Annotated in this window: 26 protein-coding genes; 17 read left to right on the top strand and 9 right to left on the bottom strand. The window is 68.9% G+C overall.

The annotated features are described in order from the left end of the window. The 4 genes from ABZ803_RS16360 to ABZ803_RS16345 all read right to left on the bottom strand — a co-directional run. The coding region (locus ABZ803_RS16360; RefSeq protein ID WP_357038102.1) for a cytochrome b at positions 1–671 on the bottom strand (671 nt) is incomplete at its 3' end. After that, a complete protein-coding gene (locus ABZ803_RS16355; RefSeq protein WP_357038162.1) occupies positions 668–1,843 on the bottom strand; it encodes a ubiquinol-cytochrome c reductase iron-sulfur subunit in 1,176 nt (391 codons plus the stop codon). The genes ABZ803_RS16360 and ABZ803_RS16355, both read right to left, overlap by 4 nt. Positions 1,844–1,904: 61 nt before the next feature. Then, positions 1,905–2,768, bottom strand: a complete 864-nt coding sequence (locus ABZ803_RS16350) for a cytochrome c (protein WP_083863336.1) — start codon at positions 2,766–2,768, stop codon at positions 1,905–1,907. A gap of 85 nt (positions 2,769–2,853) precedes the next feature. After that, positions 2,854–3,465, bottom strand: coding sequence for a heme-copper oxidase subunit III (locus tag ABZ803_RS16345; protein ID WP_040865892.1), 612 nt, complete (start codon positions 3,463–3,465; stop codon positions 2,854–2,856). 200 nt (positions 3,466–3,665) lie between these two features. Between ABZ803_RS16345 and ABZ803_RS16340 the strand changes: the two genes are divergently transcribed. The 3 genes from ABZ803_RS16340 (at position 3,666) to ABZ803_RS16330 (ending at position 5,812) form a co-directional block, all read left to right on the top strand. Continuing rightward, the gene (locus ABZ803_RS16340; protein ID WP_357038097.1) at positions 3,666–4,097 is read left to right on the top strand and encodes a hypothetical protein; all 432 of its coding nucleotides are present in this window, start codon (positions 3,666–3,668) and stop codon (positions 4,095–4,097) included. A 207-nt stretch (positions 4,098–4,304) separates the two neighbouring features. After that, complete coding sequence (gene trpD, locus ABZ803_RS16335) at positions 4,305–5,366, top strand: anthranilate phosphoribosyltransferase (protein WP_357038094.1); 1,062 nt, start codon at positions 4,305–4,307, stop codon at positions 5,364–5,366. 155 nt (positions 5,367–5,521) lie between these two features. Next, positions 5,522–5,812 carry a hypothetical protein gene (locus ABZ803_RS16330; RefSeq protein ID WP_357038091.1) on the top strand — a complete coding sequence of 97 codons (291 nt, stop codon included), beginning with the start codon at positions 5,522–5,524 and terminating at the stop codon, positions 5,810–5,812. 6 nt (positions 5,813–5,818) lie between these two features. On the opposite strand, the gene ABZ803_RS16325 is transcribed toward ABZ803_RS16330, so the two are convergent. After that, on the bottom strand, positions 5,819–6,094 hold the full coding sequence (locus ABZ803_RS16325) for an Lrp/AsnC ligand binding domain-containing protein (protein WP_040865888.1): 276 nt from the start codon (positions 6,092–6,094) through the stop codon (positions 5,819–5,821). A gap of 5 nt (positions 6,095–6,099) precedes the next feature. Beyond that, positions 6,100–7,896, bottom strand: a complete 1,797-nt coding sequence (locus ABZ803_RS16320; RefSeq protein WP_357038088.1) for a DEDD exonuclease domain-containing protein — start codon at positions 7,894–7,896, stop codon at positions 6,100–6,102. Positions 7,897–8,491: 595 nt separating this feature from the next. Between ABZ803_RS16320 and ABZ803_RS16315 the strand changes: the two genes are divergently transcribed. The 14 genes from ABZ803_RS16315 to ABZ803_RS16250 all read left to right on the top strand — a co-directional run bounded on the left by ABZ803_RS16315 (position 8,492) and on the right by ABZ803_RS16250 (position 22,732). Beyond that, positions 8,492–9,061: a C40 family peptidase gene (locus ABZ803_RS16315; protein ID WP_357038085.1), complete on the top strand. Its 570-nt coding sequence runs from the start codon at positions 8,492–8,494 to the stop codon at positions 9,059–9,061. A 280-nt stretch (positions 9,062–9,341) separates the two neighbouring features. Continuing rightward, on the top strand, positions 9,342–10,343 hold the full coding sequence (locus ABZ803_RS16310) for an NlpC/P60 family protein (protein ID WP_357038159.1): 1,002 nt from the start codon (positions 9,342–9,344) through the stop codon (positions 10,341–10,343). A 147-nt stretch (positions 10,344–10,490) separates the two neighbouring features. Beyond that, positions 10,491–11,492, top strand: a complete 1,002-nt coding sequence (locus ABZ803_RS16305; protein WP_357038082.1) for a hypothetical protein — start codon at positions 10,491–10,493, stop codon at positions 11,490–11,492. 141 nt (positions 11,493–11,633) lie between these two features. Beyond that, positions 11,634–12,761: a glycosyltransferase family 4 protein gene (locus ABZ803_RS16300; protein WP_357038079.1), complete on the top strand. Its 1,128-nt coding sequence runs from the start codon at positions 11,634–11,636 to the stop codon at positions 12,759–12,761. A 29-nt stretch (positions 12,762–12,790) separates the two neighbouring features. Then, positions 12,791–13,174: a polyketide cyclase / dehydrase and lipid transport gene (locus tag ABZ803_RS16295; RefSeq protein ID WP_357038076.1), complete on the top strand. Its 384-nt coding sequence runs from the start codon at positions 12,791–12,793 to the stop codon at positions 13,172–13,174. 37 nt (positions 13,175–13,211) lie between these two features. Further along, positions 13,212–13,649: an SRPBCC family protein gene (locus ABZ803_RS16290; RefSeq protein WP_062975125.1), complete on the top strand. Its 438-nt coding sequence runs from the start codon at positions 13,212–13,214 to the stop codon at positions 13,647–13,649. Continuing rightward, complete coding sequence (locus tag ABZ803_RS16285) at positions 13,646–14,956, top strand: ArsA family ATPase (RefSeq protein WP_357038156.1); 1,311 nt, start codon at positions 13,646–13,648, stop codon at positions 14,954–14,956. Before ABZ803_RS16290 ends, ABZ803_RS16285 begins: the two co-directional genes overlap by 4 nt. After that, a complete protein-coding gene (locus tag ABZ803_RS16280) occupies positions 14,946–15,362 on the top strand; it encodes a hypothetical protein (RefSeq protein ID WP_357038073.1) in 417 nt (138 codons plus the stop codon). Before ABZ803_RS16285 ends, ABZ803_RS16280 begins: the two co-directional genes overlap by 11 nt. Then, positions 15,359–16,369, top strand: coding sequence for an ROK family protein (locus ABZ803_RS16275; RefSeq protein ID WP_357038070.1), 1,011 nt, complete (start codon positions 15,359–15,361; stop codon positions 16,367–16,369). The genes ABZ803_RS16280 and ABZ803_RS16275 overlap by 4 nt, the downstream gene beginning before the upstream one ends. Before the next feature lie 178 nt (positions 16,370–16,547). After that, positions 16,548–17,279: a lysophospholipid acyltransferase family protein gene (locus ABZ803_RS16270; RefSeq protein WP_357038067.1), complete on the top strand. Its 732-nt coding sequence runs from the start codon at positions 16,548–16,550 to the stop codon at positions 17,277–17,279. A gap of 290 nt (positions 17,280–17,569) precedes the next feature. Then, entirely contained in the window at positions 17,570–18,334 is a 765-nt protein-coding gene (locus ABZ803_RS16265) for a sporulation protein (protein WP_062975135.1), read from the top strand. Positions 18,335–18,408: 74 nt separating this feature from the next. Next, positions 18,409–19,977, top strand: a complete 1,569-nt coding sequence (locus ABZ803_RS16260; protein WP_357038063.1) for an alkaline phosphatase D family protein — start codon at positions 18,409–18,411, stop codon at positions 19,975–19,977. A 52-nt stretch (positions 19,978–20,029) separates the two neighbouring features. Then, positions 20,030–21,307: an FAD-binding oxidoreductase gene (locus ABZ803_RS16255; RefSeq protein ID WP_357038060.1), complete on the top strand. Its 1,278-nt coding sequence runs from the start codon at positions 20,030–20,032 to the stop codon at positions 21,305–21,307. A 327-nt stretch (positions 21,308–21,634) separates the two neighbouring features. Continuing rightward, positions 21,635–22,732 carry a CSLREA domain-containing protein gene (locus ABZ803_RS16250; RefSeq protein WP_357038057.1) on the top strand — a complete coding sequence of 366 codons (1,098 nt, stop codon included), beginning with the start codon at positions 21,635–21,637 and terminating at the stop codon, positions 22,730–22,732. Here ABZ803_RS16250 and ABZ803_RS16245 read toward each other — a convergent pair. The 3 genes from ABZ803_RS16245 to ABZ803_RS16235 form a co-directional block, all read right to left on the bottom strand. Next, positions 22,729–23,400, bottom strand: coding sequence for a TetR/AcrR family transcriptional regulator (locus tag ABZ803_RS16245; RefSeq protein WP_357038054.1), 672 nt, complete (start codon positions 23,398–23,400; stop codon positions 22,729–22,731). The two genes, ABZ803_RS16250 and ABZ803_RS16245, sit on opposite strands and share 4 nt — an antisense overlap. A 108-nt stretch (positions 23,401–23,508) precedes the next feature. Then, positions 23,509–23,925, bottom strand: a complete 417-nt coding sequence (locus ABZ803_RS16240; protein ID WP_040865876.1) for a cytochrome c oxidase subunit 4 — start codon at positions 23,923–23,925, stop codon at positions 23,509–23,511. A 14-nt stretch (positions 23,926–23,939) separates the two neighbouring features. Beyond that, entirely contained in the window at positions 23,940–25,031 is a 1,092-nt protein-coding gene (locus tag ABZ803_RS16235; protein WP_357038051.1) for a cytochrome c oxidase subunit II, read from the bottom strand. Between the last annotated feature and the right edge of the window lie 183 nt (positions 25,032–25,214).

Genomic DNA, 25,214 nt, shown 5'->3' with positions numbered 1-25,214 from the left:
GCCACGTGCGCGGCGATCAACGCCAGGATGATGCCCGGGAACAGCAGCACGTGCGCGATGTAGAGCCGCGGGATGATGATCTCGCCGGGGAAGTCACCGCCGAAGATCAGCCAGTGCATCCAGGTGCCGACGATCGGGATGCTCATCGTGATGCCGCCGAACGCGGCCCGCAGGCCGGTGCCCGACAGCAGGTCGTCGGGCAGCGAGTAACCGAAGAAGCCCTCGAACATCGCCAGGATCAGCAGCAGCGAACCGATCACCCAGTTCGCCTCACGCGGCTTGCGGAACGCGCCGGTGAAGAAGATCCGGAACAGGTGGATGATGATCGAGGCCGCGAACAGCAGCGCCGCCCAGTGGTGGACCTGCCGCACGAACAGACCGCCGCGAACCTCGAAGGTGATGTTCAGTGCGGTCTCGTACGCCCGCGACATCGTCACACCGCGAAGCGGCTGATAAGCGCCGTTGTAGACGACCTCGCTCATCGACGGGTCGAAGAACAGGGTCAGGTACACGCCCGACAGCAGCAGGATGATGAAGCTGTAGAGCGCGATCTCGCCGAGCAGGAACGACCAATGGGTCGGGAAGACCTTGTTGATCGACCGCTTCATGAACGCGGCGGCGCGGTACCGCTCGTCCGCCTCGCTGGCTTGGGCTGCGACTGAAGGACTCATGAACGGCGCTCCCAGTAGGCCGGGCCGAGCGGCTCGATGAAGTCGCCGTTGGCGACCAGGAAGCCCTCAGCGTTGACGGTGATCGGCAGCTGCGGCAGCGCGCGAGCGGCGGGACCGAAGACCGGCTTGCCCCACTCGGTCGCGGAGAACTGCGACTGGTGGCAGGGGCACAGGATCCGGTTGGTCTGCTGCTCGAACAGCGAGGTGGGGCAGCCGAGGTGGGTGCAGATCTTCGAGTAGGCGAAGTAGTCGCCGTAGTTGAAGCTCTCCTGACCCTTGCGCTTGATCGCCTTCTGCGCGTCTTCGGTGCGCAGACGGATCAGCATGACGGCGTTGCGGATGCCGCGCAGCGACTGCAACGTCGCGTGCTCGTCACCGCGCCACTTCTCCTTCCACGGGAACACCGTCTCCATGGCGCCTGCGTCCAGGTCCTCCGGGCGTACCAGCACCACGTCTTCCGGGCGACCGGTGTCGCGGCGGATGTAGATGGTCTCGCCCGGGTAGTCCGGAGTCCAGCCGGAGACCCACAGCGGCGACTTGTCACCCTTGGCCCACGGGTTCTTGATCATGCCGCCGACGAACACCAGCAGCGCGCCGATGCCGAGCACGCCGACACCAGCGCCCGCGGTGCGGGTGATCATCTTGCGGCGGCCCAGGGTGGAGGTGTCCAGCGCGTCCTGCAGTTCGGCGACCAGGGTGCGGCGCTCGACCTCCGGCGACGGACCGTCGTGCCGCTGCTGGATGGACAGTTCGGCGGGGATGAACAGCTTGCGGATCAGTACCACCGCGACGCCGATCACCAGCACCGAGATGCCGAAGGTGAGGCCGACCAGCGGGGTGAACAGCGAGTAGAGCCCGTGGCCCTCCTCTTCCTTGCCCTTGAATTCCCACGGCCAGAACAGGAACACGCCGACCAGCGCCGCGGCCGCGATGCCGGAAACGGCGAACCAGAAGGTGACCGCGCGCTCGGCGCGCTTCTCCGCCCGGGTGCCCGGGATCGGGAAGCGCTCACGGCGGTAGGCGACGTCGACGCCGTCGCGCTCGGTGCCGAGCTTGACCAGTTCGTCGCGCGACATCTTGTCGAGCTCCGCCTCGGTGGGCTCCGCCGGAGTGGCGTTCACCGCGTGCTCGTTCGACGGCTGCGCGTCGTGGCCCTCATCCGGGCGACCCATGTCGTCTCGCTCCTTACTGCTCATGACCTGTGTCCTTTCGGCATGGCCGGGCGCTGACCGGTCATGACCGGGATCCGATCCACATCGCGGCACCGACCACGAGCGTGATACCGACCACCCAGATGGCCAGGGCCTCGGTCGCGGGACCGAAGCCGCCGAGGTCCCAGCCGCCGGGGCTGTGCTCCTCGGTCGCGTTCTTGACGTAGGCGACGATGTCGCGCTTCTCCTCCGCGCTCAACTGGCGGTCGGAGAACTTCGGCATGTTCTGCGGGCCGGTGAGCATCGCGGCGTAGATCTGCTGCTCGCTGGCCGGTTCCAGCGGCGGCGCGAACTTACCGGAGGACAGCGCGCCGCCGCGTCCGGTGAAGTTGTGGCAGGACGCGCAGTTCATCCGGAACAGCTCCGAACCGCGGGCGATGTCGTCACCGCGCAACGACTCCTGGGCGATCTGGCCGTCGGCGTCGCGGATCACGGTCGGACCGCCGCCGTTGGCCGCCACGTACGCGCTCAGCGCGTCGGTCTGGTGGGCGTCGAACTTCGGGGGCTTGCGCTGCGCCTGCGCCTCGTTACGCGCCATCGGCATGCGCCCGGAGGACACCTGGAAGTAGACCGCCGCCTCGCCGACGCCGATCAGGCTGGGACCGCGATCGGCGACACCCTGCAGGTTCGCGCCGTGGCAGGTGATGCAGGACGTGTCGTAGAGCTGCTGGCCCTCGCGGATGAGCGCGGACTGGTCCTCGTGCGCGGTCGCGCGCTGCGGGTCCGGCGTGAGGGCCGATGCCAGGAAGCCTGCTCCGACGAGGCCCACCAGCAGCGCAAGCCCGCCCGCGATGCGACGGCGAACGCGGCGCTGCCTGCGCGTCTTGCTGGCCTGGCCGTTCCCGGGGCTGGCGGGCTCTGGCGCTGACGGGGGAGATGAACTCATCTGTGTCCCTTTGGAGTAGACGGAACCGACTTCTGCGAAAGATCCTGGGTCGCACCGCGCGCGTTCGGCAGCGCGGCGGCCACGATCAGCGGACGAAGTAGATCGTGGCGAACAGCCCGATCCACACGATGTCGACGAAGTGCCAGTAGTAGGAGACGACGATCGCCGCGGTGGCCTGCGCCGGGGTGAACTTGCTGACCTTGGTGCGCATCAGCAGGAACACGAACGCGATCAGACCGCCGATCACGTGCAGACCGTGGAAGCCGGTGGTGATGTAGAACACCGAGCCGTAGGAGCTGCTGGAGATCGACGTGCCCTCGTGCACCAGGTTCGTGTACTCGTAGCCCTGGCCGCCGACGAAGAACGCGCCCATGATCAGCGTGATGACGTACCAGCGGCGCAGGCCGAACACGTCGCCCTTCTCCGCGGCGAACACGCCCATCTGGCAGGTGAACGACGACGCGACCAGCACGGCCGTGACCGGCACCGCGAGCTTCAGGTTCAGCTCGGTCGGCTCCGGCGGCCAGTTACCGTGCGCCTGGGCGCGCGCGACGAAGTACATCGCGAACAGGCCTGCGAAGAACATCAGCTCGCTCGACAGCCAGATGATGGTACCGACGCTGACCATGTTGGGCCGGTTCAGCGAATGCACACGCTGGGTAATGGCCGATCCTGGGGTCCCTACTGCGGTCGTCACGGGGGTAAGTATGACTCGTCGTAGTACGACAGCCGAACCCGGGTACGAAACTCGTTCCTCCGTGTCCGAAAACGCAGGAAGGGACAGGCTCTCGACCAGGCGGGGCAGGGGGCGAGCAGGGTCGGCGACCCCCGGAACGGGTCGCACAGCGCGGACGAACGCCCGGCCAGCATGACAGTTGAGGGTAAGGAGAAGCTGAGATGAAGACGAATATGGGACCGGGGCTGTGGCGGCGGATGTTCCGGCGCGACCGGCCCACCGCACTCGACCCGGCGCGAGCGGATCTGGTCGTGGTCGCGGCCTGCTTCGACGACACGGAGGCGTGCTCGGCCGTGCTGGCGCGCGCGACCGGTCTGACGCCGGACGCGCCCGCGGTGCTACGGCACCACCTGCGTATCCCGCCACGGCATGTGCCCACCGTCTGCGCGATCGCCGCACAGGACGGCTACTCCCCCGCGCCGCAGGTCGGCGGCCCGGGTAGCGACGAACTCGAGACGGTGATCCTCCAGCGGGTCCAACTGCTGGACGCCCTGCACTGCTCCCAGGAACGCTCCCGCATGGCCGGCCTCGCCCAGCGCCACGACGGCACCGCCGACGGCTGGGACGCCCTGCAACCGGGCCCACACCCGTAACGGCTCCGCGCCCGGCGCCGCTGGACGGCGCCGACCCCGCGATCTCGGCTCAACTCCGGTTTCGAGCGAAGCGAGACCGAGCATGCGCCGTTCGCGACACCAAGGGGCCGCGAACACCCAGCGCCGCAGGCGCTGGAAAGACCAACACAGCTAGGCTGCGTGCGGACAAACTGGTGCGTGGAACCGGTGTGACGGGAGAAGTGTGGAATGAGCGTGCGCAGCTGGCCTCAGGTGCTCGGAGTCCTCGCCGACGGTGGCGACCTGGCCGCGGACGACACCTCGTGGGCGATGAACGAGATCATGTCCGACAACGCCACTCCCGCGCAGATCGCCGCATTCGGCGTCGCCATGAAGATCAAGGGCCCGACGCCCGCCGAACTGACCGGCTTGGCCGCGGGCATGCTCGACCACGCCCGGCTGGTGCGCATCGATGGCGACGCGGTGGACATCGTCGGCACCGGCGGTGACCGGTCCGGTTCGGTGAACATCTCCACCATGTCCTCGATCGTGGTGGCCGCGGCCGGTGTCCCGGTGGTCAAGCACGGCAACCGGGCCGCGTCGTCGAAGAGCGGCGGCGCGGATGTGCTGGAAGCGCTCGGCGTGAAGCTCGCGCTCGGTCCCGAGGCGGTGGCGCACTGTGTGCGCGAGGTCGGCATCGGCTTCTGCTTCGCGGCCGTGTTCCATCCCGCCTTGCGCTATGCGGGGGCGGCCCGCAGCCAGATCGGCATACCGACGGTGTTCAACGTGCTCGGACCGCTGACCAACCCCGCGCAGCCGCGCGCCGGGCTGGTCGGCTGCGCGTTCGCCGACCTGCTGCCCGTCATCGCGGGGGTGTTCGCCGAACGCGGTGCGAGCGCCCTGGTGGTGCGCGGCGACGACGGGCTCGACGAGATCACCACCTCGGACACCACCGAGGCGTGGATCGTCTCGGGCGGACGGACGCGCCGGACCACCATCGACCCCACCCGCATCGGCATCCCCCGGGTCGAGCTGGACGCGCTGCGCGGCGGCGACGCCGAGGTGAACGCGGGTGTGGCCCGCGACGTGTTCGCCGGTCGCGGTGGAGCGGTCCGCGACGCGGTGCTGCTGAATTCGGCGGCGGCGATCGTGGCCTACGACTGGTCGCGCGGCGCGGGCGATCCGGACGCGGATCTGCACGCCGCGCTCGCCGCGGGCATCGACCGTGCCGCCGAGGCGATCGACGCGGGCCACGCGGCCGCGTTGCTGGAGCGCTGGGCGAAGCTGACGCAGACACTCGGCGACAACTGAAGCGGGTCGACCGATGCGTGCGGGTCGACACGCTGACCTGAACGAAGGCCCTGATCGGCACTGGCGCGGCCGGTAACGTTCGAGGCGGCAATCCGGCGCATCGCCGAGTCCGTCGGGCACCGCGCCGGCCGGTTCGACCGACGAGGAGCACAGATATGCGACCCACCGTTCCGGCGCTACTCGCTGTCCTCGCCACCGCGGGTATCGCTGCCGCCGCGCCGGCCGCGAACGCGGCCGAAGGGGCCTTGTTCGCCGCGGGCCTCAGCTACGAGAACCCGGCGGGCTGCCTCGATGTCGGCGACGGGTCCGATGTGGAGATCCGCAACCGCACCGACGGCCTCGTGCACCTGTACGACGTGCCGGGCTGCTCGGGCGATGTCGTCGAGGTGCTCGCGCCGAACGACGCCGCCTATTTCGCGGTGCTCAGCGTCCGGGTGGAGGACTGAACGGGACTAGTCGCCCAGCGAGAACGCGGCCTCCACTTCGGCCCGCGAGTACGACTTGAACGCGATGTGCGTCGTGGTGCGCAGGACACCGGGCGTCTTGTCGATCCGGGCGGTCACCACCTCGGCGATCTGCTCGTGGTCGCGCACCCGCACGATCGCGATCAAGTCCACGTCGCCCGCGCAGGAGTAGACCTCGGCGACGCCCTCGGTGTCCGCGACCGCCTGCGCGGTCTCGGGGATGCGGCCGTTGTCGGCGTGAATCAAGACGATCGCGGTAATCATGACGATCAGCCTAAGCGGTCGAGATAGCCCTGCTCGGTCGGTTGCGCGCGGACCGCCGCGTCGGCCAGTTCCGCCCAGCCCAGCCACCGCGCGGCGCCGAACAGCGGTTCTCGATACCCCTGCGTGGTGCGCACGATCCGCACGCCCGGCCGGGCCAGCCAGCGCGCGACCAACGCCACCTCTTCCGGCGAAGCGCCCCGCAACGGCGGCGCGTCTTCGGTGATCGGCGCTTCCGCCTCCGGCAGCGGATGCTCGGCGAGAACCCCCGTCGGAATCACCGTTTCGGCGGCGGCGACGATCTGTTCCACGAGGGGCATCGGCGGCACGCCGCGCGGTGCGGTGCCGGAACCGGCCAGGCGGCCGTACCGGATGACCGCGAACTCCCACCCGCCGTCGCCGTCGGGATGCGCGGCGATCAATTCGGCGATGCGTGCCAGCGCGGCCAGCCGTTGTGTACGGCGCAGCGCCCGCACCACCCGCGCCGCACGATCGCGCAGCCGCGCGGCCGCCTCGAAATGCTGGGCACGCGAGTGGGTTTCGATGCGATCGAGGATGGACCGGATCGGCGCGTCGCTGTGCCCGGCGAACAGTGCACGCACGAGCGCGGGCGCGGCAGCGTACTGCGCCGTATTCAGCGGGTTGCCCGTGGACCCCGCCGGACAGCCGCCGACGAGGGCGGGCGGGCACTCGTGCACCGCCCCGCGCGACAGCCGCGTCGTGCAGGTGCGCAGTCCGGTGAACTCGGCGATGATCACGCCCAGGTCGGCGGCGTCGTTGCGGGAGCGAAACGGCCCCAGCGCGTCCCGAGTGGGTTCGCGCACCACCGAGAACCGCGGGAACGGCTCGTCGGTGAGGGTGAGCCACCAGGCCCGCTTCGGGAATTTCGACCGGCGGTTGTACGGCGGAGTGTGCGCCACCAGCAGCCGCAGTTCGCGCACCCCCGCCTCGAGCGCGTGCGCGCACACCACGTGGTCGACCCGAATCGCCAGGGACACCATCTCTTTCATCCGGCCCCGGGTCTCCGAACCGGTGAAGTAGTTACGGACACGACGGCGCAGGTTCACCGCCGTACCTATATATAGGACTTCGTCGGAAGGACCGCGAAACAGATACACACCGGGAGCAGCGGGGAGATCGGCCGCGAGGACGCGCTTGGAGCGCTGCCGGGGCGTGACGTCGGGCAGGTAGTCCAGCAGCTCGGTGAGGCTGTGGACGCCCTGGTTCCCGACTCGTCCGATCAGCGCGTGCAACACGTCGACGGTCGCCCGGGCGTCGTCCAGTGCGCGGTGGGTCGGTTGGGTGGAGGCGCCGAGCAAGCGCGCCAGCGAGCCGAGCCGCACGGAGGGGGCCTCGTCGCGCCCGAGCACCCGTCGCGCCAGTTTGACGGTGCACAGCACCTGCGCGGCCGGCCACGGGGTGTCGCACTGCGCCGCGGCGGCGCGCAGGAACGCCATGTCGAACCGGGCGTTGTGCGCGACCAGCACGGCGCCCGCGGCGAATTCGAGGAAGCCGGGCAGCACCGCCTCGATCCCCGGCGCGGCGTACACCATCGCGGTGGTGATGCCCGTGACGTGCACGATCGCCGGCGGAATCGCGCGTCCAGGGTTGACCAGCGTCGCGAATTCGCCGAGCACCTCCCCGCCGCGCACCTTCACCGCGCCGATCTCGGTGATGCCGTCGGCTCCGGGACTGGTCCCGGTGGTCTCCAGGTCCACGACCACGAAGGTGGTGTCGTACAAGGGGGTGTCGAGCTCGTCGAAAGCCAGCTGCTGGACGGCCGGGCGCGGCGCGGGGTCGGACACGGCGAGCAGCGTAGGACCACGGTCCGACAGGAACCGGGCACGCCGGTCCGCCACGAAATGTCCGAATTACACCGTGGGGATTCTCGGGCGATACCCGGGAAATGATCTAGGAATGCGAAAAAGAGACCCAGATCACAAAAGGTACAAATCTGTATCAAACATTGCCGCGAGTCTTGCGAAATGCAGTCGATCACCAGCAGGCGGGCCCGCCATCCGTGGCTCTACAGCGTACGAACGGGCGACCATGCCGTGCCCTACGGTTCTTTTGGGCGATCTACCTGGCAAAACACCGGTCGAGGCAACCCGGGGCCGCCGACCGGCCCGGCCCACTCCAGTAGACGGCGGAAACCGGACTTTTCCTGGGAGTTCGGCACCGTTATCTTTTCGTGATTCCGTGGGACGCATCTCACAGCGTTTGGACCACGCAATTGTTGAGCAGACGCTTTTCAAATTGCCCGGCCTTTACAAATCACCGTGATGTGTTCGTAACCTTTTCGAGACCTCACGGAGTCCGCCGCGCCAACCGGTGCGGCCCAGACGAAGTCCGCGGCACCACCGGGTGCGGCGTCGTGAGGCAGATTGGGAGTTCCGCATCATGACGACCAACGCCGTCAAGCGTCACGCACAGCGCGCTGTTGCCGCCGGGGCCGTCGGCGCTGCCACTCTCGGCGCGTTCCTGCTGCCCGCAGCCCCCGCGTCGGCCCAGCCGGTGACCATCCCCGGCGTGGGAACCTTCGACGTTCCCAACGAGATCCCGGTCCCGCAGGCCCTGCCGGGCCTCGAGCTGCCCGGTCCCGCCCCCCTTCCCTTCGCCGCCCCCAAGAGCTCCGGCGAGATCGCCTTGGACGCCGCCATGAGCAAGGTCGGCTCGCCGTACGTCTACGGCGCCGCGGGTCCCAACTCGTTCGACTGCTCCGGCCTGGTCCAGTGGTCCTACCGCCAGGCGGGCGTCGAACTACCCCGCACCAGCGGCGCGCAGCTGTCCGCGGGCAGCCCGGTCTCGCTGAACGATCTGCAGCCGGGCGACCTCGTCTCGTTCTACGGCGGCAGCCACTCCGGCCTCTACGCCGGTGACGGCAACGTCGTGCACGCGTCCACCTCGGGTCAGCCCGTGAAGGTCGCGCCGATCTCCTCCATGCCGGTCGCGGGTGCCCGCCGCTTCTGACAAGCAGCTGGTCGGGCCGCTGTCTCGCGGCCCGACCGCACCAACGGCCCGTGATCGTTCCGTGCTCTACTGGACATCGATGCGGGCCGTTCCGTAACCTAACCGAGACCTTCCACCGATTACCCGCGGTTCGCCGACGCAAACCTCGGTTTCGGCGAAGGACTCCGCGGCGGTTTCACGAGAGATCGCTTCACGAGAGAACGGGGCACCGCGGGCTGTGGCTGAACATCACCGGAGACAGCAGACCAAACGTCTGGTGGGCGGGACGCTGGCAGCCGGAATGCTGGCCGCGGGCCTCTACGGCGGCGGTCCGGCCGGAGCCGATCCGGTAGCACTTCCCTCGACGGCCACCGAAGCCGTGCAGCGGATGATCGATCTGTCTCATCAGTCCGAGCAGCTCAATCAGCAGGCGCTGGGGGCGGAGGCCGAGCTGGAGGCGAAACTCGCCGTGCAGCGCGACGCCGACGCCCGGCTGGCCGCCAGCACCGACGTGGTCAACCGGGCCCGCGACGAGGTCCGCCGGTACCAGCCGGTCATCGACCGCACCGCGATCGCCGCCTACCAGGGCGCCCGTACCAACCGCCTGTTCGCCGTGCTGGTCAGCGACTCACCGCAGCAACTGCTCGACCAGATGTCCACGCTGGACGTGGTATCCGCGCAGACCTCCGAGCAGCTCAACCACTACGAGAAGGCCACCGACGCCGCCACCGCGGCCGAATCGGCGGCCCGCACCGCCTCCGACGCGGCCCGCTCCGCCGCGCAGAAGGCCGAGGCGGTGCGCATCGATCTGGAACACAAGCGCAGTGATCTCGGTGGCGCCATCGCGCAGGTGGTGCAGGCCTGGGGCACGCTGTCGGCGAAGGACAAGTCCGTTCTCGCCGGATCGCCGTTCCCGCCCGGATTCGACCGTGACACCCTCTTGCAGGGTCTGGTTCCCGGCAGCGGCACCAGCGCGCTGGCGGCGGGACTCACGCGAATCGGCGACCCTTACGTCTGGGGCGCCACCGGCCCGGACCAGTTCGATTGCTCCGGTTTGGTCCAGTGGGCCTTCAAGCAGGTCGGCAAGAACGTGCCACGGACCAGTTCGCAGCAGGCCACCTACGGCACCCCGGTGGCCAAGGACGATCTGCAGCCCGGCGACGTCGTCTTCTTCTACTCCGATATCTCGCACGTAGGCATCTACGCGGGCAACGGACTCATGTTGCACGCCTCGACCTTCGGCGTGCCCGTCGCGGTCGCGCCCATGGGCTCGACGCCGTTCCATTCGGCTCGGCGATACTAGACCCTGTGAGCGAGCCAAACAGCGGCACCGCACTACCCCAGGCACGACCGACCGGCTACGGACGACCGTGAGCGACCCGCGCGGTCGACACGGTGTGTCCGCCACCGCACGGCACCGCGGCGCCATGTCGCCGGACGGTGTGCGCCGATGACCGGCATGCGGAAATCGCGCGACTGGTGGTCGGCGCGGCGGCGATTCGAGTTCTGCCTCACCGTCGCGATGGTGGTGGCGCTCACCGGCGTGTGCGTCGCGCTGATCATGTTGCCGAACACGGTGCTACCGAAACTGCGAGCCGCCGAACCGGGGACGACCGAGGCGGTGGGTCAGGCGGCGGCCGTCGATCCCAGGCTCGCCGAGGTGCGGCGCATCGTCGAACCGTTCGGCTCCATCGTCGCCCGCCGGGTGCCAACCGGCGACGGACGGCAATCCCTGGTCGTCGGCCATGCCGATCAGCGGATCGAAATCGACGTGCTGGAGCGTGAACTCGCCGACGCCACCGCCGCGGTGACCGACGTCTGGGGTCCCGACTGGGCGCAATCCGCGCTGGTCGTGGTCGCCTCGTCGCCTTCGGAGTTCGCGGCTCTGCTGCGTTCGCCCGACCTCCTGCCCGCCGAAGTCGCCGCCGCGTCGGTCGCCGACCCGTTCACCCAGGGCAGCAGCCCCACCGGCCAGCGTGTCGTCTTCGGTCCCGACACCGGACGCCGCCTCGATCCCGAAGGCATGGCCACCCTGCTGCGGCACGAACTCACCCACATCGCCGCGCGTGCGGACACCGTCGACGGCGCCCCGCTGTGGATGCTGGAAGGCTTCGCCGACTACACCGCGCACCACGCCGAAGGCCAGCGGTTCGCCGACATCGCCCCCACCCTCACCGCGCATGCCCACGCCGGGCAGATTCCGGCCGATCTGCCCGCCGACGCCGAGTTCTCCGGCCCCGACGCCGCCTTCACCTACGAAAAGGCCTGGTCGATCTGCGCATTCGTCGCCGAGAAATACGACCGTCCGCACCTCGTCCAGCTCTACCACCGCATCGCGGCGGGCAAACAGGACCCGACCACCGAAGACGGCACCCTCCGCGAAGTCCTCGGCACCACCCGCACCGAGTTCGTCGACGACTGGCGCGAGTGGGTACGAGCCCGGACCGCCTGACCCTTCCCCCGCGACCCGCGAATCGCGGCCGTCGCGTACGCGACGAAGGAGCAAGCGGCGGTCGCGCAAACGCGAGCCACAAAGGGCCGCGAACACGCCGCGCCGAAGGCGCGGCCAAACAAACCCAGTATTTTGTTGCGCATGGCCCGAACTTTGCTGGTTACCAATGATTTCCCGCCGCGGCCGGGCGGTATCCAGTCGTATCTGCAGGCGTTGGCCGGTGAGCTGCCGCCGGATGACCTGGTCGTCTACGCTCCGCGCTGGCGCGGCGACAGTCATCTGAAGTTCGACGCCAAGCAGAAGTTCCAGGTGATTCGCCATCCCACCACGCTGATGCTGCCGACTCCGCTCGTGCTGCGCCGCGCCGCGCGACTGCTGCGGAGCGAGCAGTGCGACACGGTGTGGTTCGGGGCGGCGGCACCGCTGGCGCTGATGTCGCCCGCGCTGCGTCGCGCGGGCGCCGAACGCATCGTGGCCAGTACGCACGGCCACGAGGTCGGCTGGTCGATGCTGCCCGGAGCCAGGCAGGCGCTGGGGGTGATCGGCGAGCAGACCGACGTCGTCACCTACGTCAGCCGCTATACCCGCCGCCGGTTCGCGTCCGCGTTCGGGGCGAACGCGGCGCTGGAGTATCTGCCGCCCGGGGTGGACACCGAGGTGTTCCGCCCGGATCCGGCGGCGCGTGCCGAGCTGCGCGAGCGTTACGGCTTGGGCGACCGTCCGACCATCCTGTGCCTGTCGCGGCTGGTGCCGCGCAAGGGGCAGGACGCGCTGATCCTGGCCATGCGCGATATCCGCGAGCGGGTGCGCGGAGCGGTTCTGGTGATCGCGGGTGGCGGCCCCTTCGAGGACAAGCTGCGCGCCCTCGCCGTCGCCGCGGGCGTCACCGAGGACGTGGTGTTCACCGGCCGCGTCCCGTCCGGCGAGCTGGCCGCGCATCACACGCTGGCGGATGTCTTCGCGATGCCCTGCCGGACCAGGGGCGCCGGCTTGGATGTGGAGGGGCTGGGCATCGTCTACCTGGAGGCCTCGGCGTCCGGCGTCCCGGTGGTGGCGGGCAATTCCGGCGGCGCGCCGGAGACCGTGATCGAGGGCAGGACCGGGCGGGTGGTGGACGGCCGCTCCGTGCAGCAGATCGCCGACGCCCTGGTGGAGATCCTGTCCGATCGGGACGCGGCGGCGCGGATGGGCGTGGCGGGCCGGGCGTTCGTCGAGCAGCAGTGGCGCTGGGACACCCTGGGCGCGCGCCTGCGACAGCTGCTGCGGTGATCCGCGTCGCATCTACTACGCTCAGCGGAGTGAGCAGTATCCAGGTCGCAGATCAGACCTTCGTCGCCGCATCGGGGGCCGCCGTGGCCGACCTGCTGGCCGGTCCGAACCAGTGGCGCCGCTGGTGGCCGGACCTGGACTTGGAGGTCCGGGAGAACCGGGGTGAGAAGGGCATCCGCTGGTCGGTGTCCGGGGCGCTGACCGGAACCATGGAGGTGTGGCTGGAGCCCTCGCTCGACGGGGTGATCCTGCACTACTTCCTGCACGCCGAACCGCAGCCCGCGCTGCCGGTCGGCAAACTCGCCGCCGCCACTCGGGCGCGCCGGGTCGCGGGCAAGAACATGTCGTTCGAGGTGAAGTCCCGGCTGGAGTCGGGTCGCCCGGCCGGCGTCGCTCCCGCGGCCCTGTCTTGATCTACCAGCACCGACGCTGAAAGGAATCGCTGTCCGCATGGCCGACAGGACCCAGAGATCAATCGTCATCGAGGCCCCGTCGCGGCAGGTGATGTCCGTCATCGCCGATCTGGAGTCCTACCCGGAGTGGGTATCGGCGGCGAAGTCGGTGGAGGTGCTGGAGACGGGACCGGACGGCTTGGCCGAGACCGCCCGGTTCGTGCTGGACGCCGGGGTGGTCAAGGACACCTACGTCTTGTCCTACGACTGGCGCGCCGACCGTAAGGCGGTCAGCTGGCGGCTGCTCAGCGGCGAGTTGCAGAAGGCTCAGAACGGGACCTACGAGTTGATCGATCGGCCGGACGGCGGCACCGAGGTGGTCTACACGCTGACCGTCGATCTGAACATCCCGATGATCGGCATGTTCAAGCGCAAGGCCGAGAAAGTGATCACCGACACCGCGCTGAAGGAACTGAAGAAACGGGTCGAAGGCTGACCGCGCACAAGACCCGGGTCGAACTGTTCATCGGCAAGGGTGGGGTGGGCAAGACCACGCTCGCGTGTGCCACCGCCATGGCCGAGGCCAGATCGGGCCGTCGCGTGCTGATCGCCTCGCTCGATCAGGCGCATTCGCTGGGCGACGCGCTCGGCTTCCGTTTCCCGCACGATCCCGGCACGGTCACCGGCGTCGCCACCGTGCTGCCGGGCCTGGACGTGATCGAGATCGATTCGCTCGCGCTGCTCGAGGACCGGTTCCGCGATGTGGTGCGGTTGATCTCCACCGGCCGCGGGCACGAGCACGGTTTCGACCTCGCGGCGCTGGATCCGGCGGAGCTGACCGGATTGCCCGGCGTGCAGGAACTGCTGATGCTGGTGGAGATCACCCAGTTCGCCGCCGAGGACGACTGGGATCTGATCGTCGTCGACTGCCCGCCCTCGGCGGACATGCTGCGCCTGGTCACCGCGCCCGCCACCCTGCTCGGTTACCTGGAACGGATGTGGCCGCCGCACGCGCGGACGATGAGCGCCATCGGCACCGATCTGCGCCGGGCCGTGCTCGCGGCCACGGTCGAACGGATCGTCAAGGCGGTCACCGAGGTTCGCGATCTGCTCACCGACCACCGGCGCACCGGGGCGCGGCTGATCACGGTCGCCGAGCGGGTGGCGGTGGCCGAATCGGAGCGGGTGCGTTCCGCCGCGGCGCTGCTGGGCCTGCGATTGGATGCCGTGGTGGTGAACAAGGTGCTGCCCGATCTCGCGCCGCCCGCCGAATCGAGTTCGGCCGAACATCCGGCGGTGCACTGGTATTCGAACCGGCGCGGTGAGCAATCGGACGTCATCGCCGATTTGCGGCGCAAGATGCCGGGTATCCCCGTGGTGATCGCGCAGCACACCGGCGCCGAGCCGATCGGGCTGAACTCGCTGGCCGCGCTGTCGTACGCGATGGACTCGGCGGGCGACACCGGTGACGCTGCGCTTATGCTGAGCGACAATCAGACGGAGGTCGACGCGAGTTCCGGCGAACCGCTGGTTCTGCGGGAATCCGGCACCGGAGTGCAGTCGGTGTACGCGCTGCGCATGCACCTGCCGGTGGTCGACGCCGCCACGTTGCGCCTTGGCCGAGTGGAGGACGATTTGATCGTGGGAGCGGACGGTGTCCGGCGGCGGGTGCGCCTGGCGCCGGTATTGCGGCGGTGCACGGTCGACGGCGCCGAGCTCGATGACGGGTATCTGGTGGTCCGCTTCCGGCCCGATCCGCGGGTCTGGGCGCAGGCGTCCGAAAGTCACGACCATGACCGGTGATCCGCACCCCCCCGAGGGACACGAGGCAGGCGGCCACAGCGCGCCCGACGGCATCGGCGAATTCGCCGAGGAGTTGAAGCTGCTGGCCGAAGCGGTGCTGGAACGGGTCGAACCGGTGCTGCGGCGCGCCGCCGACGGCCAGGCCGAGTGGGCCGGCTGCAGCTGGTGCCCGGTGTGCGCGGCCGCGGCGCTCGTGCGCGGGGAACACCACGACGTGCTGGCCGCCGTCGCCGATCACGGCACCGCGATCGTCACCGTGCTGCGCGAAGCGCTGGCGGGGGTGCCGGTCGAGCCGGTCATGCCCGCCGAGGCCGACCCGGAAACCGGTGCGCCGCACCGGCACGGTCCAGGCGAGGACGGCGATGGCCCCCGTTACGTCGACATTCCCGTGACGATCAAGGTATGACGCACCAGATGGCCGGTACACGACCGCTGACCGTCGGAATAGATGTCGGCGGCACCAACATTCGGGCGTCGGTGATCGACGACAGCGGCGAGGTGCTCGACACGGTCCAGGCGCCGACGCCGCATTCCGCCCGCGCGCTGGAGGACGCGCTGGACCGGGCCGTGCGCGACCTGTCCGGCCGGCATTCCATCGGTGCGGTCGGTTTGGCGGTCGCCGGGTTCATCAACGGCGATCGCTCCACCGTGCGGTTCGCCCCGCACCTGCCCTGGCAGGACGCGCCCGTCGCCCAGCGACTCACCGAACGGCTGGAGTTGCCGGTGATCCTGGAACACGACGCCAACGCGGCGATGTGGGCCGAGTACCGGTTCGGCGCCGCGGCGGGCGGCCACAACGTGGTGCTGATCGCGATCGGCACCGGCATCGGCGCCGCCTTGTTGATCGACGGCCAGTTGTACCGGGGCACGCACGGTGTCGCGCCGGAACTCGGTCATCTGCAGGTCGTTCCGCAGGGGCGGCCCTGTCCGTGCGGCAAGCACGGCTGCTGGGAGCGCTATTGCAGCGGAACCGCACTGGCCGAGACCGCGATCGAAATGCTGGCCAGCGACACGGTGCACTCCGTGCTCGCCAGGGACGTGGCGCGCGATCCCGGCTCGCTGACCGGACGGCGGGTCGCGGGCGCCGCGCAGGACGGCGATCCGCTCGCCGCGCGGGTGATGGCCGACTTCGCGCGCTGGCTCGGCCTCGGGCTGGCGTTCGTCAGCGACATCTTCGATCCCGACCTGGTGGTCATCGCGGGCGGGGTCAGCAGTTCGGCGCCGCTGTTCCTGGACGAGGCGCGTGAGGAATATGCGCGCACGATCACCGGTGCGGGGCACCGGCCGCTGGCCCGCATCCGGACCACTCAGCTCGGCGAGGCGGCGGGCATGATCGGTGCCGCCGATCTCGCCAGGGCCGCCCTGCCCTCCGGCGGCGGCAAAGCCGCCCGCATCGCGCGGACCGGCCGTTGACACCGCGGGCCACGAGGATCGTGGTCCGGCGCGACACGCCGACGCTCGCCATCGGTCGGCGTCGGCGCCGAAGTGTGGTGAGATTCGCCGCTGCGGTTGGATGTGATCTTGTACCAGCGGTAAAGTCGGCATTTGAAGCAGGTGCCCGCAACTATCCCGGTCCCGGGGGAAGGACGTCATGTTCTACTGGCTGCTGAAGTTCGTGCTGCTGGGACCGTTCATTCATCTCTACAACCGGCCTACGGTCGAGGGTGTGGAGAACATTCCGGCGGACGGGCCGGCCATCATGGCGGGTAACCATCTCTCCTTCGCCGACTGGCTGTTCGCTCCGTTGCTGAGTCCGCGTCGGATCAACTATCTGGCCAAGGCCGAGTACTTCACCACCCCGGGCATCAAGGGCCGGTTCCAGAAGTTCTTCTTCAGCGCCTCGGGTCAGTATCCGATCGACCGCAGCGGAGCCGACGCCGCCGAGGACGCGCTGAACGCCGCCCGCAAGCTGCTCGACGAGGGCCGCCTGGTCGGCCTCTACCCGGAGGGCACCCGCTCCCCCGACGGCCGGCTGTACAAGGGCAAGACCGGCTTGGCCCGCTTGGCGCTGGAGACCGGCGTCCCCGTCATCCCGGTCGCCGTCATCGGCACCGACGAGGTCAGCCCGCCCGGACCGTTCCGCTGGCGCCGCAGGAAGGTGACGGTCAAGTTCGGCAAGCCCATCGACTTCTCCCGCTACGAAGGCATGGGCGGCAACCGATTCGTCGAACGCGCCGTCACCGACGAGGTCATGTACGAGCTCATGCAGCTCACCGGCCAGGAATACGTCGACGTCTACGCCCACAGCCTGAAGAAGGGCGTCCCCAGCGGCAGCCGCCACGATGCCGTGCCCGTCCGCATCCCGGACACCGCCGCAGGCTGATCCCTCCCCTGCTCCTGTCCTGAACACCAGGCCTTCCCCCTCGTGCGCCCGATGACCGTGCGGTCGAAGATCAGGTGCGCCCGTACGCCGTCGACGTCAACAGCGGTGTGGAAACCGCAGGCGGCGACGAGGATCCCGCTGCGTGCGCCGCTTTGGTCGCCGCCGCTCGATCCACGCGCTGACCGGAGCGGCGCTGCTTCCACCGGCCGGCGCCATACACTCGGCCGAGTCGTCCAGGGCGACAAGGTAATGACAAGCCTTCGGTAAGACGGCGCGGCGAAAGTACGAGCATGTTCAAGAAGTTGCTGGCGGCGGCCGGAGTCGGTGGGGCCGAGGTGGAGACCGAGTTGTTCACGCCGGGTGTGCAGCCCGGGGGCACGGTCGAGGGTGTGATCCGGTTGCGGGGCGGGGCGGTCGCGCAGGAAATCGCTCAGGTGGCGGTCGAGTTCGTGACCAGGGCCGAGCAGGAGTACGAGGATCACGAAGGCCTGCGCGATATCGCGTTCGGCCGCACCGGGGTGCACGGGCCGTTGCATCTGCCCGTGGGCGCGGTGCCGGAGTTCCGCTTCGCGGCCCGCGCGCCGATGGAAACGCCGATCACGTTCTACAACGGCAGGCACCTGCCCGGCACGGTGGTGTCGCTGCGCACGGTCGTGGAGATCCACGGCGCGGTGGACGCCGCCGACACCGACCCGATCGGCGTAGGCGCGCTGCCCGCCCAGCACGTGCTGCTGGAAGCGGTGGAGCGCTTGGGATTCCACCTGCGCAGCGCGGACGTGGAATCGGGACGGGTGCACAACACACCTCAGACCCTGCCGTTCTACCAGGAGATCGAGTTCGCCGGTTCGCCGCACTACCCGCGCCTGAACCAGCTCGAGGTGACTTTCGTCCCGACCGAGACCGGCATGAGTGTGGTCCTGGAAGCGGACAAGCGCGGCGGATGGATCTCCGAGGGCCGCGACGTCTTCGACGCGCTCTGGGTGGACTACCAGCACCTGGGCGGCGTCGACTGGGCGGGCGAGCTGCACCACCGGCTGGAGCGACTCGCGCACTGAGGTCCCGTTGCTTGTTGGCCGCACGGACCCGGCGAGTTCATGTGACGTTGACGTAATTGCGCCAGAGTTTCCTCATGAGCGGCTCGGCCTCAGGACCCTCCCGGCGCACCGTTTTACGCGCCTGCGCATTCGGACTCGTGGCGGCCCCTGCGCTGGCGGCCTGCTCGCCGGGCAACGGGGGCCCGGCGCTGGTCCGGCAGCGGTCGGTGCTCACCCACGGCGTGGCGGTGGGTGACCCACGCACCGACGGCGCCCTGATCTGGGCCCGCGCCGATCGCCCCGCCACGTTGCTCGTGGAAACCGCCGCGACGGACTCGTTCACCGATCCCATGCGCTTCACCGGGCCGCTGCTCACCCCGGATTCCGACGGCACCGGCCGGGTGCGGGTCAACGGCCTGCCCGCCGGACAGCAGGTGCACTACCGGGTGACGCTGCGCGGCGAGGACGGCGCCACCTCCGAACCGGTCACCGGCGTCTTCCGCACCGCGCCCACCGCCGCGGCGGACATCCGGCTGCAATGGTCCGGCGACGTCGCGGGTCAGGGCTATGGCATCAACCCGGAACTCGGCGGTATGAGGATCTTCGCCGCGATGGCCGCCCGCGACCCGCATCTGTTCCTGCACTCCGGCGACTCCATCTACGCCGACGGACCGTTGAAGGAATCGGTCACGCTGCCCGACGGCCGGGTTTGGCGCAATCTGGTGAGCGAGGCGAAAAGCGCTGTCGCGCAGACCTTGGATCAGTTCCGCGGCAACTACGCCTATAACCTGACCGACGAGAACTACCGCCGGTTCAACAGTTCGGTCGCCCAGATGGTGCAGTGGGACGACCACGAGACGGTGAACAACTGGTACCCCGGCGGACTCGTCGCCGAGTCCAAGGGCTACACCGAACGCGGCATGGACACCCTCGCCACCCGCTCCTGGCAGGCCTTCCACGAGTGGATGCCACTGGAACCGCGAGAAGCGGTGGACGGCCGCCTGTATCGCAAGATCGCCTACGGTCCGCTGCTGGACGTCTTCGTGCTCGACATGCGCGCGAACAAGGACGCCAACGATGTCAACAACGGGCCGAACGGCCGCATTCTCGGTCCGGCGCAGACGAAATGGCTGATCGACGGTCTGCGCGAATCCACCGCCACCTGGAAGATCATCGCCAACGACCTGCCGCTCGGCGTGATCGTCTCGGACGGCGAACAGAAGAACACCACCGCCTTCGAAGGTCCCGCCAACGGCGATCCCGGCGCGCCGTCGGGCCGGGAACGCGAGATCGCCCAGGTGCTCTCGGCGCTGCGGGCGAACAAGGTGGCGAACGTCGTCTGGCTCACCGCCGACGTGCACTACACGGCCGCCCACCGCTATTCGCCCGAGCGCGCGGTCTTCACCGACTTCGACGAGTTCTGGGAGTTCGTCTCCGGTCCGCTCAACGCGGGCGCGTTCGGCCCGAATCAGCTGGACGGCACGTTCGGCCCCGAGGCGGTCTACGTCCACGCGCCGCCGGTGCAGAACAGCTCGCCGCTGGACGCCTTCCAGCATTTCGGCGAGGTCCGCATCGACGGAAAGTCGAGGGAATTGACCGTCGACCTGTGCGATGCCGCCGGATCCGTCCTGTTCAGCAAGAGCCTTGCGCCCGCGTCGCGGTGACTCCCGGATTCGGGGAAGCGGGGCGGGCCGCGCTGTGGTTAGCTTTTGGGCCATGAGCACGCCGCAAACTGTCTCCAACGCCGAGGAATACCTCCCGCGCGATACCGCCGATGTCGTTCGCACGGTGCGGGATTCACGCGGGCGAACGGAACGGCTGATGGTACGCGGCGGCGAACTGCTCGACGAGGGGCTCACGCTGCCCGCCCAGCCGACCGTGGTGTCGCTGCGCCGGATGAACCAGGTGCTGGACATCAACCTGGGCAGGCGCACCGTCCGGGTGCAGGCGGGCGCCAAATTGTCCGACATCGACCGCAGGCTCGGCGCCCACGGCCTCGGCCTGCCGATCGTCGGCGACCACCGCGACATCACCGCGGGCGGCTTCGCCTCGGTCGGCGGCGTCAGCGCGGCCTCGCACAAGCACGGCCTGTTCATCGACCAGATCGTCGATCTGGAGTACGTGGACACCGACGGGCGTATCGGCACCTGCGGGCGCACCCACCACACCGAGCGATTCCAGCGCGTCCTCGGCGCGGGCGGTCGCGCGGGCATCATCACCGCGCTCACTCTGGACGCCATCGAGATCGACAAGGAGCGCACCTGGCTGACCACCGACGCCGACCGGTTCCTCGACTTCGATTCCTTCGTCGAGCACGCGTACGCCGAGATCACCCGGCCCGGCAACGCCGAACTGCAGGTCGGCCGCTGGGTCGACACCGCGCCGCTGAAGGTGGCGCGTCCGGTCGGCACCGGCCACGTGCAACTGGGCACCGTCCGCTTCGGGCAGTGGTCGAGCCTCTACCCCACCGCGCCCACCCGGGGACTGCGTGCCCGGCGCGAGGTCGGGTCGCGGGCACGGAAATCGCTGGGCGCCATCGCCTCGGCCGCGCCCGGCAAGGCGGGCATGCCGGTGCGCAACGCGGCCGCGGGCGCGGTGCTGTTCGCGCCGAAGGTACAGACCCTGCGCGATGCCGAGTATCTGGCCGATACAGCGCTCAGTTCGTCCGAGCGTGGTCCCGCCTACCGGGTGGGCGTTTTCGCGCCCCTGTCGAGCTATGCGTCGGTGTTCTACCGCCTGCACGACCTGTTCTCGGGCCATCGGGAACGCACCGGCTGCTTCACCGTCATCTCTGCGATGACCTACGGCGTGCGCTCCCGCTACCTGCGCGCGGAATCCGCCGCCCGCGGCCTGCCCCCCGAAGACCACGGCCTGATCACCTTCACCTGCCGCCTGCGCCCCGCCGCCCTGCCCTCGGAACTGCTGCGCGACATCGTCTCCGGCATCGAGGAGATCTGCCGCTCGGAGAACGCGCTGCGGTACGAAGCGGAGTAGATTCGCGTGCGCGCGGCCACAGCGCCCGCGGCACGCGAGCTTGGGCAATCACGTCGCCGCTGACCGCACCCGGGGCGAAGACACTGCTGAACGGCTGAAAAGCCTGGAAGAGCAGTGAAACGCATCGACGCTCTCGAAGCGGCTCGAGGGTGCCTCCCACGGCGCCCGGCATGACCCGGCGTGCGGAGGCGGATCGGCGTCCGGCGAGCGGATTCCCGGAAACACCCCCGAAGGGCGCCACTCTGCGACATAGTTGTAGACGCTTGCGTACCCCACTCATACGCGGGCGTACCTTATTTCGTGTTGCTGAATTGGATTCGAAACTTCATGAGGACGAGCGCATTTCCCGCGACGGCCCGCGGCGTCGCCATCGCATCCCTGATCGCGGCAACTGCAGGCGGATTCCCTGGCGCGGCCTCCGCCGACACCGTGCCCGATGCGAATTCTCCAGCGGTGATCACCGTGAACACCACAGCCGACGGCGTCGCGGCCGATCCGTACAGCGGGCTTTGCCGTACCGTCGCCGGCGCCTGCTCACTGCGCGCGGCAGTGCAGACCGCCAACGCCCGGCCCGGGAGCACAATCGTGGTGCCCGAAGGACGGTACATCTTGATGATCCGTCCCGATCCACAGAAGGTGCAAGGCCGCAACCCGGATGCGACCACCGGAGACCTGAACCTCACCGCGGCGACGACCCTGCGTGGCGCGGGCCGCGATCAGACGGTGCTGGATGCCGCGGGGATCGACCGGGTCCTCAGTGTCTCCGCGCCGGTGACGTTGACGGGATTGACCGTGACCGGCGGAGTCACCGCTCAACACGAGATCCCGTACTACGACACCGGCGGCGGCGGAATCTCCAATTCCTCGAACCTCGTACTCGAGGATGTCGTGGTCCGGGGTAACAGCGCCGGGTACGGCGGCGGGATCTTCAATGTGCCGGGATCGGACCTGCAAACGAGAAATACGATCATCACCGGCAACGTGTCCGGCGAGGCGGGCGGCGTGCGATGCGATAACACCTGCACCTTCACCGACTCCAGGATCTCCGACAACCGCGTGGTCGATCCCGGAGTGTGGTACCGCCCGGGTGGCTTCGCCGGACGTGGCGGCGGTGTAGATGTCCGAGGCCGAGGGGTGGTGACCTTCGATCGGACGACGGTCACCGGAAACAGTGCCTCGGACGCCGGTGGCGGCATCAACGTGGCGCCCGCCTATCTCGATACCCTCCCACGCCAGGTGACGGATGCGCTCGATGTTCCGGTGGGCATCGTGAAAGTGCGGAATTCCATCATCACGGGAAATACCTCCGGCATCGCTTCGTCCAGCTGCGCGAAGGCGTTCGCGAGGATTGTCTCCGAAGGCGGCAACACCAGCGACGACGCTTCCTGCGACCTCACCGGTCCTGGCGACACAGTCGTGCCCTAGTCGGCCGACGTCGCGAGACCGAGCAGCGCGCGGTGTATGTACAGCACGGTGTCCTCGAGTGCGAGCAAGTCACCTCCCGCCCGCAGGGTTCGGCGGACGGCCTCGTTGACCGCGTCGGTCACCGCCAGATACGCGTCATCCGGCACCGGTGGATCGACGGGGCCCGCCGCCTCACGCCATGATCGGATGAATCCGGCGAACCAGCGTTGACATCGTTCGAACGACTCGATCGCGCGCGACCCGGCCACGGCGGTTTCCAGATAGAACGCGCGGGCGAACGACGGTTCGTCACGCAATAGAGTGAGATACTCGCGGATTCCGAGCCGTAAAGCCTCGAGGGGCTCGACCGGTCCCGCGAACACCTGCCTCATCACGCGCTCGAGGTGCTCGATCATCAGATCCCGGCCGGTCTCGGCCGCGGCGAGGAAACACGCTTCCTTGTCCGAGAAGTGCTGGTAAAACGTGCGGCGCGAAACCTTCGCCGCTGCGGCGATATCCGCGATTGTGGCGGTGGGATAGCCGCGATCCGCGACGACAACCGTCACCCCGTACAAAAGCCGCTGCCGCTGGGACCCGGTCACCAGATCACGAGCCAGACCGTGCGGCCCGTGCGGCAACTCCGTCAGGGTCGGCTCCAGCAACTTCTTACGTCCCACCCGGACTTTCATATCAGGCACGGTCTCGTCGGGGATGAGCCGGTTCGACCGAACAGGCACAGGCAGACGCGAAGCGGCCCCACCGGTTTTCCGATGGGGCCGCTTCGGCGGGTTCTCAGGTCAGTGCTTCTCCGGGCCGAGGTAGTACTCGAACACCAGACCGGCGGCGGCCGCGAGCACGCAGACGACGCCGATGCCGATCAGCCAGAACTGGAAGAACGCCAGGCCGAGGGCGGTCACCGAACCGGCGGCGGCCAGGGTGATCGGCCAGAAGCTGCCGGGCGAGAAGAAGCCCAGGTCGCCGGCACCGTCCACGATCTCGGCGTCCTCGTAGTCCTCGGGGCGCAGGTCGAGACGACGGGCGACGAACCGGAAGTAGGTGCCGATGATCAGCGACAGGCCCGCGGTCAGCACGGTGGCCGTGGTGCCCGCCCACTCGACGCCGGTGCGCGACTGGCCGGTGAAGAAGCCGTAGACCACCGCCACGATGATGAAGAACACCGTGAGCAGTTCGAAAATCCGCGCTTCGATCTTCATGTCAGATCAAATCCTCACTTGCTCTCGGCCGAGGCCGCGCTCTTGGTGTCGCGCCTGGTGTTGAACGGCGTGGTGGACGTGGCGACGGGGGACTCACCGATGGCCTCCAGCGCCTCGGCGTTGGTCTTGCCCGCCTGGCGCGCGTCCAGGTACTTGGTGAACTTCTCCGGCGTGACCGCGCGGACCTCGAAGTTCATCATCGAGTGGAAGGTGCCGCACATCTCGGCGCAGCGGCCGACGAACGCGCCCTCCTTCTCGATCTTGGTGATCTGGAAGACGTTGTCGGAGTTGTTTTCCTTCGGGTTGGGCATCACGTCCCGCTTGAACAGGAACTCCGGCACCCAGAAGGCGTGGATCACGTCGGCGGCGGCGAGCTGGAACTCGATGACCTTGCCGGTCGGCAGCACCAGCACCGGGATCTCGTTGCTCGAGCCGATCGTCTCGACCTTGTCGTAGTGCAGGTAGGACAGGATGTCGTTCTCCGGCTTGCCGTGCACCGGGCCCGGCTGCGGGTGGCCGTCCTTGGTCCGCTCCTCGTACTGCTCGAGCTGCTCCTGGTTCACCGTCTCACGCGCGGTGTCGATGCCGTCGAACTTGTAGCCGTCCTTGAAGTCGACTTCGCGGTAACCGAACTTCCAGTTCCACTGGAAGGCGGTCACGTCGACGGTGACATCGGGGTCGGCCACCTTCTCGTGCACGTAGTTCTGCACGACCACGGTGAAGTAGAACAGCACGGCGATGATGACGAACGGGATCGCCGTGTAGGTCAGTTCCAGCGGCACGTTGTAGCCGGTCTGGCGCGGGAACTCCGGGGAGTCCGCCTTCTTGCGGTGGAACGCGACGGTCCAGAAGGTCAGGCCCCAGACCAGCACGCCCATCGCCAGCGCGGCGATGACCGACCAGGTCCACAGTTCCCGCATCCGGGTGGCCTGCGGCGTGATACCCGACGGCCAGCCGAACCGCAGCCAAACATTGTCGATCGAGCAGCCCGAGACGAGCAGCGCGGTGATCCCCAAGGACACCGCCAGCCCGGCCCGCCGAAGGATGCGGCCCTGCCGACCCCGGGCGGGTCGTGCCCCGATCTCTTCGCTCGCCTTGTGCGCCACGCTCACGCCTTCCTGGTCGCCACACATTCCGACAGTGCATCGTTCGGGGCTGCGATAGGCCCCGACGATACGTCCTAAGCTCGTTCAGGACGCCCTCCGGGCCAGCGCGTTGCGCGCGGGTCGCCTGAGAGAGACCTGAGTACTACGCAGCGTAGACCAAACGCACCCCCGGTTCGTCGTCGG

Origin of the sequence: Nocardia sp. NPDC047648 (genome assembly GCF_040642815.1) — a bacterium.
Lineage (GTDB): Bacteria > Actinomycetota > Actinomycetes > Mycobacteriales > Mycobacteriaceae > Nocardia > Nocardia gamkensis.
The sequence above is the reverse complement of the archived record's forward strand: the minus strand, read 5'-3'. Positions and strand labels throughout refer to the sequence as shown.

Coding starts and splice junctions, on each gene's coding strand:
- ABZ803_RS16355 (WP_357038162.1), bottom strand. CDS start 1,843: ATGGGTCGCCCGGATGAGGGCCACGACGCGCAGCCGTCGAACGAGCAC.
- ABZ803_RS16350 (WP_083863336.1), bottom strand. CDS start 2,768: ATGAGTTCATCTCCCCCGTCAGCGCCAGAGCCCGCCAGCCCCGGGAAC.
- ABZ803_RS16340 (WP_357038097.1), top strand. CDS start 3,666: ATGAAGACGAATATGGGACCGGGGCTGTGGCGGCGGATGTTCCGGCGC.
- trpD (WP_357038094.1), top strand. CDS start 4,305: ATGAGCGTGCGCAGCTGGCCTCAGGTGCTCGGAGTCCTCGCCGACGGT.
- ABZ803_RS16330 (WP_357038091.1), top strand. CDS start 5,522: ATGCGACCCACCGTTCCGGCGCTACTCGCTGTCCTCGCCACCGCGGGT.
- ABZ803_RS16325 (WP_040865888.1), bottom strand. CDS start 6,094: ATGATTACCGCGATCGTCTTGATTCACGCCGACAACGGCCGCATCCCC.
- ABZ803_RS16315 (WP_357038085.1), top strand. CDS start 8,492: ATGACGACCAACGCCGTCAAGCGTCACGCACAGCGCGCTGTTGCCGCC.
- ABZ803_RS16310 (WP_357038159.1), top strand. CDS start 9,342: ATGCTGGCCGCGGGCCTCTACGGCGGCGGTCCGGCCGGAGCCGATCCG.
- ABZ803_RS16305 (WP_357038082.1), top strand. CDS start 10,491: ATGACCGGCATGCGGAAATCGCGCGACTGGTGGTCGGCGCGGCGGCGA.
- ABZ803_RS16300 (WP_357038079.1), top strand. CDS start 11,634: ATGGCCCGAACTTTGCTGGTTACCAATGATTTCCCGCCGCGGCCGGGC.
- ABZ803_RS16290 (WP_062975125.1), top strand. CDS start 13,212: ATGGCCGACAGGACCCAGAGATCAATCGTCATCGAGGCCCCGTCGCGG.
- ABZ803_RS16280 (WP_357038073.1), top strand. CDS start 14,946: ATGACCGGTGATCCGCACCCCCCCGAGGGACACGAGGCAGGCGGCCAC.
- ABZ803_RS16275 (WP_357038070.1), top strand. CDS start 15,359: ATGACGCACCAGATGGCCGGTACACGACCGCTGACCGTCGGAATAGAT.
- ABZ803_RS16270 (WP_357038067.1), top strand. CDS start 16,548: ATGTTCTACTGGCTGCTGAAGTTCGTGCTGCTGGGACCGTTCATTCAT.
- ABZ803_RS16265 (WP_062975135.1), top strand. CDS start 17,570: ATGTTCAAGAAGTTGCTGGCGGCGGCCGGAGTCGGTGGGGCCGAGGTG.
- ABZ803_RS16260 (WP_357038063.1), top strand. CDS start 18,409: ATGAGCGGCTCGGCCTCAGGACCCTCCCGGCGCACCGTTTTACGCGCC.
- ABZ803_RS16255 (WP_357038060.1), top strand. CDS start 20,030: ATGAGCACGCCGCAAACTGTCTCCAACGCCGAGGAATACCTCCCGCGC.
- ABZ803_RS16250 (WP_357038057.1), top strand. CDS start 21,635: ATGAGGACGAGCGCATTTCCCGCGACGGCCCGCGGCGTCGCCATCGCA.
- ABZ803_RS16245 (WP_357038054.1), bottom strand. CDS start 23,400: ATGAAAGTCCGGGTGGGACGTAAGAAGTTGCTGGAGCCGACCCTGACG.
- ABZ803_RS16240 (WP_040865876.1), bottom strand. CDS start 23,925: ATGAAGATCGAAGCGCGGATTTTCGAACTGCTCACGGTGTTCTTCATC.